The 15,027-nt window shown below is 67.7% G+C and carries 6 protein-coding genes; all 6 read right to left on the minus strand.

The window, feature by feature from the left end; translation table 11 throughout:
- Positions 1-51: 51 nt before the first annotated feature.
- The 6 genes from MVC20_RS08840 to MVC20_RS08865 all read right to left on the minus strand — a co-directional run bounded on the left by MVC20_RS08840 (position 52) and on the right by MVC20_RS08865 (position 14,949).
- Positions 52-711, minus strand: a complete 660-nt coding sequence (locus tag MVC20_RS08840; RefSeq protein ID WP_297540465.1) for a 4'-phosphopantetheinyl transferase superfamily protein — start codon at positions 709-711, stop codon at positions 52-54.
- On the minus strand, positions 708-5,210 hold the full coding sequence (locus MVC20_RS08845) for a MupA/Atu3671 family FMN-dependent luciferase-like monooxygenase (protein WP_297540467.1): 4,503 nt from the start codon (positions 5,208-5,210) through the stop codon (positions 708-710). Before MVC20_RS08845 ends, MVC20_RS08840 begins: the two co-directional genes overlap by 4 nt.
- Complete coding sequence (locus MVC20_RS08850) at positions 5,207-6,169, minus strand: glycosyltransferase family 2 protein (protein WP_297540469.1); 963 nt, start codon at positions 6,167-6,169, stop codon at positions 5,207-5,209. Before MVC20_RS08850 ends, MVC20_RS08845 begins: the two co-directional genes overlap by 4 nt.
- Complete coding sequence (locus MVC20_RS08855) at positions 6,166-12,555, minus strand: type I polyketide synthase (protein ID WP_297540471.1); 6,390 nt, start codon at positions 12,553-12,555, stop codon at positions 6,166-6,168. Before MVC20_RS08855 ends, MVC20_RS08850 begins: the two co-directional genes overlap by 4 nt.
- Before the next feature lie 105 nt (positions 12,556-12,660).
- Positions 12,661-14,028 (minus strand): oligosaccharide flippase family protein, encoded by a 1,368-nt coding sequence (locus tag MVC20_RS08860; RefSeq protein ID WP_297540473.1) that lies wholly within the window; start codon positions 14,026-14,028, stop codon positions 12,661-12,663.
- A 78-nt stretch (positions 14,029-14,106) separates the two neighbouring features.
- Positions 14,107-14,949 carry a glycosyltransferase family 2 protein gene (locus MVC20_RS08865; RefSeq protein WP_297541428.1) on the minus strand — a complete coding sequence of 281 codons (843 nt, stop codon included), beginning with the start codon at positions 14,947-14,949 and terminating at the stop codon, positions 14,107-14,109.
- Between the last annotated feature and the right edge of the window lie 78 nt (positions 14,950-15,027).

Genomic DNA, 15,027 nt, shown 5'->3' on the forward strand with positions numbered 1-15,027 from the left:
CCTGCCACAATTTCGCCACAGGTTATTTGTCGCGCTCTGGAAACAGAGTGTTCAGAGGCGGGGCAGCGTGACGAGCGCCGCGAGGATCGCGCCGGTGTGCAGGCTGTGACCGGCAAAGCGTGCGGCGGGGGCAAAGGGCGGGCAATCTGTCAGGAGTTGGGCGCAGAACCGGTCCGGGCCGTCGAAGGTGATTTCGAGGTCTTGGAAAGACAGCAACCTGCGGCTCTGGGCGTATTGCGCCTTGTAGGTGGCTTCCTTGGCGCAAAAGAGGCGGCGGGACAGGAGACCGCCGGGGTCTTGGGCAAGGGCGGCGTGTTCGGCGGGGGTGCAGATCGTGGTCAGGATGTCCCGGCGCAGAGGCAGGGCCGGTTCCAGATCGATGCCAAGCCCGGCCCAATCCTTGGAGTGTCCAAGAAGCGCCAGACAGGTCCCGGCACCGTGGCTGATCGTGCCGGTCACGCCCTCGGGCCAGCACGGCGCGCGGTCGGGGGTCATGGGGATAGGGGCCGGGGCGTGGCCAAGGACGCCCAGAGCGCTGCGCGCGGCGCGGCGGCCGGCGGCGAATTCGCGGCGGCGCTTGGGGACTGCGCGGGCCATGGCGGCAGCTTCCTCGGGCCAGAGGCCGGTGGCTTCGGCGCAAGGATCGCTTGCGGCGAGGGCCAGCCCCTCGGGCAGCAGGGCGCGCAGCGCCGCTATCAGCGCGGCGCTCACCCTTGGCGCGCCGCCCGCATGGCACGGCGCCGCGCCATGGCATCGGCGCGCGCATCGGCGCGACCGGGGGCCGGGGCCGGTGCCGGGGTGTTGGCAGCGGCGGGGGCGGCGGCGGGCACCGCGTCACCACGCAGTTCCGCCACGCGCGCCGCCAGCGTGGCGAGTTTCGGGCAGCGGAAGATGTCGGTGATGCTGAGCCGGTCCACCGCCAGCGTGCTGCGGATCTCGCGATGCGCCTGCACCGCCAGAAGGGAGTGACCGCCCAGATCGAAGAAGCTGTCCTGCGCGCCAATCTCGGCCACGCCGAGGATTCGCGCCCATATCGCGGCGATGTCGCGCTCGATCGTATTGGCGGGCGTGACCGGTTTGGGGGCGGCTGCGGGGCGCGGTGCCTTGATTTGGGTCTCTGGCGCGGGCAGCGCCTTGCGGTCCACCTTGCGGTTGGGGGTGAGGGGGAAGTGCTCCAGCACGACGACATGCGCTGGGATCATGTGGGCGGGCAGATGCGTGGCCAGATGGGCGCGCGCCGCCTCTGGTGTGGCCGTGCCGCGCAGATAGGCCACAAGGCGCATGTCGCCGGGGGTATCCTCGCGCGCCAGCACCACCGCTTGCGCAACGCCGGTGCAGCCCTCGAGCGCGGCCTCGATTTCGCCCAGTTCGATGCGGTAGCCGCGCAGTTTCACCTGCGCATCGGCGCGGCCGACGAAATCGAGCCGCCCATCGGCGCGCCAGCGCACCAGATCGCCGGTGCCATAGATGCGCCCGCCCGCACGGAACGGATCGGGGCGGAAGCGGTCGGCTGTCAGGTCGTCGCGCCCGAGATAGCCGGGCGTCACACCGTCGCCGCCAATCCAGAGTTCGCCCGCGATGCCCACCGGCACCGGCTGCATCTCGGGATCGAGGACATAGACCTGCGTATTGGCAATGGGTGTGCCGATGGGGCAGGGGCCGGGGGTTTCTTCGGCGGGGCCGGTGGTGGACCAGATCGTCGTTTCCGTGGGGCCATACATGTTCACGATGCGCGCGCGCGTGACTTGCCGCAACTCCTGCACCAGGGCGCCCGGTAGCGGTTCGCCGCCCAGCATCAGATGCCGCAGCCGCCCGAGAGCGTGGCGGGATTCGTCGTTCATGGCGATCATGCGCGCCATCGAGGGGGTGCATTGCAGATGGGTCACGCCGTGCCGCAGGATTTGCGCGGCGATGGAGAAATCATCCTCGGGGATGGCCCCCACCCGGTTCGAGCGGTCCAACACGCGCGCGAGCGGACGCAGACCGTCAAGCACCTGCCGGGCGGGAATGCCGTAGTCGATGAGGCAGGCCACCTCATCCACGCCGATGCGTTTGAGCCCCTCGACGCGGGCGACGCAATCCTCGACGGTGCCGAAGAGGCCCGAGTCCTCGAAATATCGCTCGAAGGCGAAATCGAGGATACCGTCGAGTTCCTCTGGGCTGAGCGATCCGAGGTCCAGCTCGAACGGGTTGCTGACACCCTGCGGGCGTTTGAAGGCCGGAAAGGCCCAGGCATATTGCTTGATGAGGCCAGCGGCGGAGCGCAGGTAATCCTTCATCGGTTCGCGGGCCACGCGCCGCGCCTCGTCGCGGGTTTCGGCCACATAGGTATGCAGCATGAGGGTGACGGTGAAGGCATCCGGATCATGCCCGGCCTCGCGCAGGGCATTGCGGTAGAGGGTGATCTTGCCTGCCACCTCGTCGATGGACTGGCCCAAGAGATGTGTCAGCACATTGGCGCCATGTGCGCCCGCCTCGCGCCATGTTTCGGGGTTGCCGGCGGTTGTGACCCAGACGGGCAGCACCTGCGACACCGGGCGCGGTTGCGTGACGACGCCATGCAGCGTGCCATCGGCGCGGGGAAATTCCACCGTCTCGCCGCGCCAGAGGCGGCGCAGATCGCGGATCGCCTCGAACATGGCGGGCTTGTTGCGGGGTGGCGTGTTCTCGGGGCGCAGAATGAAATCGTCGGGGTGCCAGCCGGAGGCAATGGCGAGCCCCGCGCGCCCGTTGGTGAGATTGTCGATGACCGCCCATTCCTCGGCAATGCGCGCGGGATGGTGGAGGGGGGCCACGCAGCTTCCGGCGCGCACGGCGATGTTTTGCGTGACCGCCGCGACGGCGGCCCCTGTCACCGAAGGGTTGGGATAGGGACCGCCAAAGGCGTGGAAATGCCGCTCGGGCGTCCAGACCGCGCAAAATCCGTGGGTGTCTGCGAATTGTGCGCCCTCGAGCAGGGATTTGTATTTGTCGCGCCCCGCGCCATCGTCATTGCCCCAATAGTAAAGGCTGAACTGCATGCCCCGGTCGGAGGTGGCCAGTTGCCCCGAGGAGACCAGCGCGCGGCTTTCGTCGCCGCTGAGGACGAGCGTGTAACCGCGCGCGAGCGTGTAGAAGAGTTCGAGCACGGAGATGTCGAAATTGAGGCTGGTCACGGCGAGCCAGACCGCCCCCGGTTCGGCCGGGATACGGTCATCCATCCCGGCAAAGAAATTGGCGACGTTGCGATGCGTGACCATCACGCCCTTGGGGCGGCCGGTCGAGCCGGAGGTATAGATCACATAGGCCAGATCATCGGGACCTGCGAAGCCGTCAACCTGTGCGTCGGGGGCATCGCCCATGCGCGGTTCGGTGTCGAGCATGAGGGTCTGCGCGGTCTGCGGCAGGGTATGGGCCACGTCAGAGCGGGTCACGACCACGCGCGCGGCGCTGTCGTCGAGATAGAGCGCTAGGCGTTCGGCGGGATAGGCCGGGTCCATCGGCACATAGGCCCCGCCTGCCTTCCATATGCCAAGGGCGGCGGCGATCATGTCGGCAGAGCGTGGCAGGCAGAGGCCCACCAGCACGCCGGGGCCAACCCCCATCTGCCGCAGCACATGGGCGATGCGGTTGGCGCGGGCGTCAAGGGCGGCATAGGTGAGGGTCTCGGCCTCGAACACCACGGCGCGGGCATGGGGAGTCTTGGCGGTCTGCGTGGCGATCAGGCGGTGCAGGGGGCGGGCGTCATAGGGGGCATCGGTGCGGTTCCATGCCTCGACGACCATGCGGCGCTCGGCCTCGGGCATGGGGGCGGTGTCGCCCTTTGCGAGGGCTTCGAGCCGCCGCGCGAGAAGGTCGGCCATGGCGGGCGAAAGGCGTGCGGCGTCATAGACGAGCGTGGGGGTGTCGGCGAGGTCGATGGTCAGCACTGTGCCGGGGACAAGGCCGCGCCCCGCGACACGCAGGCCGATATGCGGGGTCTGTGCGGCCTCAAGCGCCGGGTCACGGGTGAAGAGATCGAGGGCGAAGGCGCCGCGCGCCTCGGCCTCGGGCAGAGCCTGGGGCAGGTCCGCGACGGCAACCGGCACCCAGGGGCAGACATGGCCGGGGGCATGGGCCGCCTCGACCGCGGCCCCGGCATAGGCAAGATGCGTGCCCTCTTCGCCGCCCAGACGCGCGGCCCAGAGGCCGATCGCGCCGAGCGCGTCGTCGGGCAGGGCAAGCGGGCGGCGTTCCTCAACACCGGCGCTACCGCCCAGTGGCAGGGTGATGGGGTGCATGTCGCGCAGGCTGCGCCGCCAATAGCCGTCCTGCGGTGCGAGCCGTGTCAAAAGGTCTGTGACGGGCTGAGTGGACAGGACCGACCCGACGGCGATGCCTGCGAGGGGTGCCGCGCCGCCATCGGGCCCGGTCAGGGCGCTGAGCCGCAGCGCGCCCGCGCCCGTGGCCACGGTGAGGCGCGCGCCCTCGACCGAGAGCACCACGCCCGGCGCGCCGCTGCCCGGCACCACCTCGGCCCGGCCCACGAGCAGCACGCGGTCGCCCGCGATGATCCGTGCCCGGTTGAGCGGGTTGGCATAGCCGCCGTGATCGAGGGCGCGCACCAGTCGCGCCAGCGTCTCGGCGGCTTGGGTGAAATCGAGGCAGAGCCCCTCGGGGCGCTGGTCGCGGGCGAAATAGCTGCGTGCGCCAAGGTCCTGAATCCGGGCCGTCACGGCGCCCTGTTCAAGAGCGGTGATCACATCGGGAAAGCTGTCGAGCGCTGCGGCGTAGCATTTGGCGTTGAGGGTAAAGGCGGTTTCATCCTGCGAAATCTCTACCATGCGCTGCGTGATGATGCGCCCCTCGTCCACCCCGCCTTCGATCAGGTGCCAGGTGATGCCGTGCCGTTCCTCGCCGTTCAGAATGGCCCAGACCGGCGCATTGAGACCGGCGTAGCGGGGCAGCGGACCGTCGTGGAAATTGATTGCGCCGCGCGTGGCGCGCGCCAGCACGGATTGCGGCAAGAGATCGAGATTGGCGATGGAGAGAAGCCAATCGCTGCCGAGATCGCCCAAACGCTCGGCCAGACCCTGACCGGGGGGCACGACGCGCAGGCCCTTGGCCTCGGCCCAAGCGGCCACATCCGCGTGGCGGGTGATGACCGCCGTGATGCCGTGTCCGCGCGCGAGCCATGTCTCGCCACACTGAAGGGCGAGGGATTCGTTGCCGATCAAGAGGGCCTGCATCATGGCTTGATCCTTTTTTGCCGGTTCAGCGCTGCGCCAAGATCGCCCAGCACCAGATCGCGCAGGAAATAGGGGGGGCGGCTTGCGCCCTTGCGCCGCAGGAGCCGCCAGAGCGTGCCAAGCCCAGCCCCCAGCAGATGTGCCAGCGTGACAAGGGCGAGATAGGCCGCGCCGTGGTTCTTGGTGAAATAATAGCGGCGCGAGGCGAACCAATAGGCGGGCACGCGGCCCCAGCCCTTCATCCCGGTGCTGACCGATCCGATATGTTCGACCCGGCTGCCCATCACGAAATCGGTGCGCCAGCCCGCGCGCGCGGCGCGCAGGCAGAGATCGGTTTCCTCGAAATAAAGAAAGAACCGCTCGTCAAAGCCGCCGATTTCGTCAAGCACGTCCTGGCGGATCATCAGGCTGGCCCCGGCCACCCAATCGACGGTTTGCGTGGTCTGGGGCACGGGCAGCGGCACGGTATGGGCGTGCAGGAGGCGGCTGATGGGGCCGATCCGCGCGGCCCCTTCAAATTCGCCCAAGGCAGAGGGAAAGTGGAAGCAGGTGACATGGGCCGCGCCATCGGGGCCGTGGATATGGCTGCCTGCAAGGCCGGTTTTGGGATGCGTTTCGAGATGATCCACAAGTGCCGCAATCGCATCCGGGGCGGGAAAGGCATCGGAATTGAGGATATAGACGTAATCGGGGCGCGTGCCGTCGCTGAGACCGGCGCGCATGCCGGCGTTGTTGCCTGCGCCAAAGCCGCCGTTATGCCCCGCCTGCACCACGCGCACGCGGTCCCAATCGGCGGTGGCCTTTTGCATGGTCTCGAACGAGCCGTCGCCGGAGTCGTTGTCCACCAGCACGATCTCGCCCGCGACGCCCTGCATGGCGCGGTGGGCGGCGCGGGCGGCCTTGACGCTCATGTCCGGCGTGCGCCAGTTGAGGACGATGGTGAGGACGCGGGGAGCGGTCATTCCGCCGCCTCGCGGTGTTCCGGGGCCACTTGAATGGCCTCGGCCGTCTCGATCACCCGGCGCAGGCGCGCGGCCAGCACCCGCACATTGGGCTCAAGCACCATCGAGTCGTGTGTGCCGGGCACCTCTGTCACCTGCACCTGCGGGGCAAAGCCCGCCCAGTCATTGTCGGGCAGGACATAGGCACGCTCGCTGCTGACCCAACGCCCCTCGGACACCTGCCATTTGCCCACCAGTGGCGGGCGGAAGAGATGCAGCGCGCCCGCCCATGGGCGGACCTGATATTTGGCGATGGCGCGGTAAAAGGCGGCCTCGATGGCGCTGTCGTGGAAGTGATGCGTGTCGGTCTCTGCCTGCGCTTTGGGGCGGCGTTTGGTGATTTCCCATGCGATCCGCCGCGCCGCCCAGTGCAGGGGATAAAGCGGGCCGCCGGATTTGAGTTCCTGCCATTGGATCATCAGCCGGTCGCGGCGCGAGAGGGGGCGGCGCTGTGGCAGCGGCGTGTCGAGCATCACGATCAGCGCCACCTCTTCGCCCGCCGCGCGCAATTGCTGCGCCATTTCATAGGCGGTGATGCCGCCACCCGAAAACCCACCCAAGAGATAGGGGCCGTGCGGCTGCACCTGCCTGAGTTCGGCGATCATGTCGGTCGCGGCCTCTGTCAGATCGTCATGGGGCGCGGCCCCGCCATAGAGGCCACGCGCCTGAAGCCCGTAAAAGGGACGATCCTCGCCCAAGAGATGCGCCAGATGGCGCAGGTTGAGCACGTTGCCGAACATGCCTGCCACGAGGAAGAAGGGCGTCTTTGGCCCACCTTCGCCCCGGTGCATCGGCACGAGATGGGTAAAGCGGCGCTGTGGTTCCTGTGGTGTGGGCGCGTCCTGTCCCGTCTCTTGCGGGCCAATCTGGGCCTCGATCAGCGCGGCGCAGGCGCGGATGGTGGGGGCCTCGAAGAGGACGGAAATGGGCAGATCGACGCGATAGGCCTTGCGGATCATGCCAAAGAGGCGGACGGCGATCAGGGAGTGACCGCCAAGGTCGAAGAAGGAATCCTCGACCCCGACCTGCTCGAGCCCGAGAAGTTCGGACCAGAAGCCCGCGAGACGGGTCTCGATCTCGCCCTCGGGGGCGGTGAACGCGCTGTCGAGATCGGGGCGTTCAAAGCGGTGTCCGGTCGTGTCTGTGCCGTGCGCGCCCGCCTCTGCCTGTGCGATGAGCGCGGGCAGGTCGAGCGAGGAGACGAGGATCTGTGGGGCGGGCTGTGCCAGCGCGCGGCGAAAGGCCTCGGCCCCCTCGGCGGGGCGGATGCCTTCGCGCAGGGCGTGGCGCAGGCGCTCTTCGGCGGGGCTTGCCGGGGCGCTCGCGGTCTGGCCCTCAAAGCGGATTTCGCCGGCGCGCGGCGGGGTCAGGGTGAGGCCGCCCACCTGTTTGCGGATGGCGAAATCGGTGATCTCGATCAGCACCCGGCCTGTGGCATCGCAAAGTGTGATGTCAAAGCGCGCGGTTTCATCGCTGGCGCGGTTCTGGGCGGCGTTGCGGACATGAGACCAGACCTCTGCCCCCAGGGGCGCGTGGACGCGGAGCGACCCGTAGGACATGGGCACCCAGAGATCGGATGCGTCATAGCCCGCAATCAGCCCCATGGCCCAGCCGGTCGCGATATCCATTAACGCGGGGTGCAGGAGATAGCCCGCCGCCAGATCGGCTTGCGCGCTCTCTGGCAGGGCCAGATGCGCGAGACCCTCGCCGGTGCCCAGACCCATGGCGCGCAGCACGCGCCAGCGCGGGCCAAACGCAAGATGCGCCTCTTGCGGGGCGGCGAGGGCGGTGTCGCCCGCCTCTTGCCAGCTTTGGATACGGTTGCGTATGGAGGGCAGATCGAGCGGGACAGGCGCGGGAAGCGGCAGAAGGCTCAGCCTCGCCTCGGCCAGTGTGACCCAGCCTTGCCGTCCGGCCTGGGCATGATCACCCTCGATCCGGGCAGTATAGCCGGTGTCACTGCGCGTCAGGGTGAGGCGCATGTCGCGGCTGCCGCCCTCGGGCATGTCAAAGGCGCGCAGGAACCACAGATCGCGGATTTCAAACGGGCCATCCTCGCCCTGCTCGCGCAGGGCCTCGGCCAGAAGCTCCAGATAGCCGGTGCCGGGCAAGAGCGCCTGATCGGATTTGGTGCGGTGCTGATCGAAGACCCAGAGACCGGCGTCATAATGGGCGTGAAACACCCGGTTTCCCTGCGCATCATGGCTGGCCTCTTGCACCAGCGGTGCCGCGACCGGCAGGCGCGGGGCGGCCAGTGCGTCGCCGCGTTGCTGCGCCACAGCCTCGGCGGCCATGCCGACCTCGGACCAGATGCCCCAGTTGAGGGCAACCACGCGGGTCTTGTCGCCCATGCGGCTGCGCGCATAGGCGTTGAGATATTCATTGGCGGCGACGTAATCCACCTGTCCCGCCGGGGCGGTGGCGGTGGAGGAAGAGGAAAAGAGCACGAGCCAGTCGAGCGTGCCATCTGGAAACACCTCGTCCAGCACCTGCGTGCCGTGGATTTTCGGGGTGAATACATCCTCGATCGTGTCGGGGCCTTTGCCGAGGAGCGGCGCGTCCTTGATCACGCCTGCGGCATGGATGACACCGTGGAGCGCGCCAAAGCGGGCCTCGATTTCCGCGCGGGCGGATTGCATATCCTCGATGTTGCTGACATCGCCCGCCACGATCATCACCTGACCGCCCAGACCTTCGAGCCGTTCGACCGCCGCGATGCGGCGTGCCAGCGGATCGCCTGCGCCGCGTGTGGCCATGACGCGCGGCCAGTCGGCGCGGGGCGGCAGCGGGCGGCGTGCCATGAGGACGATCTTGGCGTTGGAGCGCGTGATCAGATCCTCGGCCAAGGTCAGGCCGATGCCGCCAAAGCCGCCGGTGATGAGCACGGTCTGGCCCTCTGCCAGCGGCGTGTCAGCGGGCAGGAGCGGGGCCGTGCGCCAGCCCGCCTCGTAGCGCCGCGCGCCGCGCAGCGCCGCGACATGGTTGCGCGGGGGCTGCATCAGATCCTCGAGCACCTGCGTCACAAGGGCGGCATCGGGGCCGCGCGCGGGCAGGATCAGATCAAGGCTGGCCGCCGTTACCCCCGGCAGTTCATGGGGGATCACCCTGAGCGGGCCCATGAGCGTGGCCTTGGAGGGGTCGCGCAGGCCCTCGTCGCGAAGCTGCGCCGCGCCATTTGTTAGGGCGGTGATGTGCAGCGGGGCGGAGAGCCCTTCATCCGCCATGGCCTGCGCCAGAAAGAGCAGGCTGTAAAAGCCCTGTTCCTGAACGCGGTGGAAGAAGCTCGATCCGGGGCGGTGGCGGGCGTCTTGTGTGACCAGCCAGAAATGCGCGATGCGACTGGGCAGACGGCCTTCGGCGCTGAGCGCGCGGATGAGGGCATCATAGCCTTCGCGCCCGCGTTCGGGCGACAGGGTATAGCGCCCCGGTGCGAGCTGGGCAAAGGCATCTCCTGCCGTTACATACGTCACCGTATGTTTTGCGGATTCCAGCCGCTTGCCCACGGCCGCCGCAAGCCCGGTGTCGTCTTCGAAGATCAGCCATGTCTGCGGCGCGAGGGCGGCCAGATCGGCCTCGGTCGTGATCTCGACCTCGGCCAGATGGGGCCGCCATTGGGGCAGGTAGCCCCAGTCGGTCAGATCGTCGCGGCGCGTGGGCCAGTCGTCGGAACCCGCATCGCGCGTTGTGCCGGGGGTGATGAAATAGGGTTTGTGCTGAAAGGCGTAAGAGGGCAGCGGCACGCGGGTGCGGCGCGCCTCGCCCCAGATCTGATCCCAGTCAATATCGACGCCCACCGCCCACATCCGCGCCAGCATCGCCATGAAATAGGCATCGTCGGCGATGCTATCCTCGGGGTGGCGCAGGGTGCTGATGACCTGATTGGCGCTGATGGCGCCATGCGCCTGCGCGAGGGAGGCCAGCGCCTTGCCCGGTCCCACCTCGAGAAACACCCGCTTGCCGCCCTCGGCGAGGCGGCCCAGCCCATCGGCGAAATGGACGGTGTTGCGCAGATGGCCGACCCAATAGGCGGGGTCGGTCGCCTCGGCCGCCGTGAGGTAATCGCCGGTGCGGTTGGACAGGATGGGGATGTGCGGGGCGTTGAGGGGAATGGAGCGCAGGTAATCGCCAAAGCGGGTCAGGATCGGCTCCAGCATGCGCGAATGGGCGGCGATGTCGATGGGAATGCGCGTGGTCTCGATCCCCGCCTCGGCCAGACGCGCCGCCAGATCATCGAGCGCGGCCTGCGGGCCAGAGGCCACGCTGAGCCCCGGCGCATTGACCGCCGCGATGTCGAGTGTGTCGCCCAGCCAGGGACGCAGCGCCTCGGCGGAGAGGGGCACGCTGAGCAGGCCGCCCTTGGGCACGCTGTCGAAGAGTTGCCCACGCAGATGCACAAGCCCGATGCAATCCTCGAAGCCCATCACGCCTGCGAGACAGGCGGCGGTATTCTCGCCCATGGAATGACCGATGAGGGCGGCGGGGGTCACACCCCAGCTCTGCCACAACTGCGCCAGCGCGTATTCGGTGATCATGATCAGCGGCAGTTGAACCGAGGGCTGTTTCAGCCGCTCGGCGGCGGTGGCCATATCGGCGGGGGCGGGCAGCCAGAGGGCGCGGATGTCGTAATCGAGTTTGGGTTGCAGCACCGCGAGGCCACGATCCATCCATTCGGCAAAGACCGGCTCTGTCTCGTAGAGATCGCGCGCCATGCCCGCATATTGCGCGCCGCCGCCGGGGAACATGAAGACGACCTCGGGGGCATTGAGCGCCTCGTGGGTGAAGACACGGCGCGGATCGCCCTTTTCCAGCAGTGTTGCCGCCTCTTCATGGCTGGCGGCCACCACGACGCGGCGGCGTTCGAAGGCGCGGCGACCTTGCTTGAGCGTCCAGGCCACATCGGCCAGGTTCTGTTCGGGGTGGGCGCGCAGATGGGCGGCAAGGCGGGCGGAATTTGCGTCCAGCGCCGCCTTGGAGCGGGCGGAGATCACGAGCGGCTGAAAGGGCCAATCGCTGGCCTCGGGCGCGGCGCGCGCGGGGGGTTCTTCGAGCACCACATGGGAGTTTGTGCCGCCCACGCCCAACGAGTTCACGCCTGCGCGGCGAGGGTGGTCGCGGCGTGGCCAGTCGCTGAGCCGGTCATTGACCGCAAAGGGGCTGCCGTCGAAGGCAATCGCCGGATTGGGCGCCTCATAGCCCAGCGAGGGCGGCATTTGCCCGTGATAGACCGCCAGTGTCGCCTTGATCAGGCTGGCCACGCCTGCCGCCGTGTCGAGATGGCCGATGTTGGTCTTGACGCTGCCGATGCGGCAGAAATCGACCGCTTGGGTGGTTTCGCGAAAGGCCTGGGTGAGGGCGGCCACCTCGATCGGATCACCAAGGTATGTGCCGGTGCCGTGACATTCGACGTAATCGACGGTCTCGGCAGAGATGCCCGCCACGGCCTGCGCCTCGGCCACCGCCGCCGCCTGACCATCCACGGAGGGCGCGAGATACCCCGCCTTGGCCGCGCCATCGTTGTTGACGGCAGAGCCTTTGATCACGCCCCAGATGTGATCGCCATCCGCGAGCGCGTCCGAGAGCCGGCGCAGCACCACGACCCCCGCGCCAGAGCCAAAGACCGTGCCTTGGGCGCGGTGGTCAAACGCGTGACATTCGCCATCGGGCGACAGGATCTCGCCCTCTTTGTAGAGATAGCCGCGCCCCTGTGGCAGCTCGATGGTGACACCGCCCGCAAGCGCCATGTCACATTCGCCGTTGAGCAGCGATTGCGCCGCCACATGCACCGCAACGAGCGAGGTGGAGCAGGCGGTTTGCAGGCCAAGGCTTGGCCCCTTGAGATCGAGGATATGGCTGAGCCGGGTGGTCAGGAAATCCTTGTCATTGCCGGTGTGGCGCAAGAGGAACATGCCCACATCGTCCACGAGGTCGCGGTTGGAGCAGAGGTTGAAGTAGAAATAGCTGCCCATGCCGCAACCGGCGAACACGCCGATGGAGCCGGGGAAATGTTCGGGCGGGTGGCCCGCATCCTCGAGCGCCTCCCACGCCACCTCCAGAAAGCGGCGGTGTTGCGGGTCGAGGATCGCGGCCTCTTTGGGGCCAAAGCCGAAGAACTCGGCATCGAACATCTCGAACCCTTCAAGGGGGGCGGCGAAGGGCACGTAATCGGGGCGGCGGATCATTTGCGCGCGTTCGCCCGCAGCCAGCAATTCGGCCTCGGACATGCGGCGGATGGCGCGGTGCCCGGCGCAGAGGTTTTGCCAATACTCCGACACGCTCCGCGCGCCCGGAAGGTGCGCGGCCATGCCGACAATGGCAATCTCGGTGCCGTCGGGTGACGGTTGGGTCATGTCATCCGCCATCAAATCCACTGCTCAAATCATATCGGGGTCGGTATCGTCGGACAATGCGACTGTTTTGCGGCAGGCCCTTGTCGATAATGGTGTTTTCGCCGCTCACCAGCCCGAGAGCCGCGCCAGATCGGTCAGCGCCCCGCCATTGAGCCAGAGCGCCAGCGCCGCCAGTCCAAGGGCCAGGGCGGCCATGCCCGTGTCATGCACCGGATCCCAGGCCCGCATGTGCCGCGCGAGCCAGACCACCACCGGATAGGCCAGAACCATCGCCACGCCATAGCCCAGAAGCGCCCCCAGAAGACCGCCCCATTCGAGACCGAGCAGGAGGGCCACGATCATCGCGGCCGCCTTGGCCAGCGTCAGGATGAAGAACCGCCGCGAATCCCCTGCCGCAAGCGAGGCCTGATCATAGGTCATCACGATGATCTGCGGCAGTTGCATCAGCGCCATCAACACCACCACGGCCCCTGCCATGGCATAGCGGTCGTCATACATGATCCCCACCAGCCAGACGCCAAGGAGGGCAAACCCCGCCGACAGGGCCATCAGCGCGCCCGTGACCGCAAAGCGCATGCGCCGCAATTTGGCGAAGTTGGCGGCGCTCTCCTGCGGGGGCAGTTCGCGGTAGATCGGGATGAGCAGGCGCCATGTCAGCATATGGCCCAGGAGCATGGGAAAGGAGGCAAGGAAGAAGCCGATGTTATAGACGCCGAAGACATCGAAGCTGAGGTATTTGCCCAAGATCAGCTTGTCCGCCTGATTGAAGAGAAAGCCGCAGATGGTGCTGAGGAAGATCCATTTCCCGAAATGGATGAGTTCCGAGGCGGCCAGCCGTTCCCAGCCCATCCGGTTCGACGCCCCCGGCAGGAAGAGCCAGAAGAGCACGAGCGCCACGCCCGCGCTGAGCACGCCCGACACGACCAGCGCCCAGACCGAATGCCACCACCATGCCAGCGCCACCGCCGCCACGATACCCGTGATCTGAACGGCGAATTCGATCGCCGTGACCCGCCCCCAGCGCAGATGGCGTTTGGCGGTATCGAGGGCCGTGGGGTTGAACCCGGTGATCAAGAGCGACAGCCCCGCCACCGGCAAAAGCTGCAACAGGAGCGGTTCGTCGTAGATCACCGCCACGGGCCATGCCAGCGCACAGGCCACGAGCCAGAGGCCCACGCCGCGCAGCGCCTGAATGGTCCAGGCGGTGTTGAGGAAGGCGGGATCATCGCCCCGTTTGCTCTGCATGATGGCGGGGCTGACGCCCACGTCGGAGAATTGCATGAGGCCCTGGATGATGACCGAGACAATCGCCATCAGGCCGAAGGCCTCGGGGAAGAGGAGGCGGGCAAGGATGAGGTTCGACGCGAGCCGCAGGACCTGCGCCCCGCCAAAGCCCGCGACAGTCAGCGCCGAGGAGCGCAGCGCCCGTGCCAATAGCCCGTCGCCCGTGAATATCGCCCTGACGCGTTGCATGTGAGCCTTTACTCCGTTGCCGTTACTTGCCCAAGATTTACGGCAATTTCACGACCGCTCCATTGAAATTTCAAGTAATTACCGGCCCCGCGTCCAGTCTGCGCCGCCACGTCGCGCGCGGACCATGAGTGCCACGATGACATAGGCGAGAAAGCCCAGAGGCGCGCGCAGGGCGGCGCGCAGCACCCAGCCCGGACCACGAGGCCGCGTGTCGTCATTGGCCAAGAGCGCCGGGTAGTGGCGCGCAATCTCGGCCACGCCTGCATCCTGCCTGCGCCGCACCCGGACAAGTGCGCCGACCCCTTCGACGATGGGCCACGCATAGCGCGCGGGCAGCGCATGGCGTTCGCGCGGGGCAAAGTGCAGCCGGGCAAAAGTATCGTCCGAGATGATCCCCGGCCAGTCGCCCCAGCGCGCGCGCCCGGCGCGGTTCATGGCGAAGAGGCCGCAACCGGGCACGCCATGGTGAAAGAAGGGCACCTGGCGGTAAAACCCCGCATAAAGGCGGCTGAAGGCACTGCGCGGCGTGGGAATCACGACCTGACCGCTGGCATAGCCCGGTTCCGGGCGATCAAGCGCCTCGGTGATCTGGCGCAGCAGCGGGGGCGAGACAAGGACATCGGCATCGAGATAGGCCAGCACCTTGCCGCGTGCTGCCGCCTCGCCTGCGCTCAAAGCGCCGGGTTTGCCGCCCTGCGGCAGGTCGAGCACGGTAAGCGTCCAGTCGCGCGCCGCTGCACGGCAGGCTGTGGCCTCGGCCACGGTCGCATCCTGACAGCCATTGGCCACGACGATCACCTCGGCGCCGCCTGCCACCGGGTCCGAGGCGAAGAGGGCGTGCAGGCAATCCCCGATCATCCCCGCCTCGTTATGGGCGGGAATGATGACGCTGAGCCGGGGCATGGTTTTGTCGGTCAACAGAGGGTTTCCAAATCGGTGGCCCGCCAGCCTGTCCTGAGCCTGCGCGGCATGCTAGACCTTATCCGACAATCTGGCGGC

Origin of the sequence: Roseovarius sp., assembly GCF_027019125.1 — a bacterium.
Classification (GTDB): Bacteria; Pseudomonadota; Alphaproteobacteria; order Rhodobacterales; family Rhodobacteraceae; genus Roseovarius.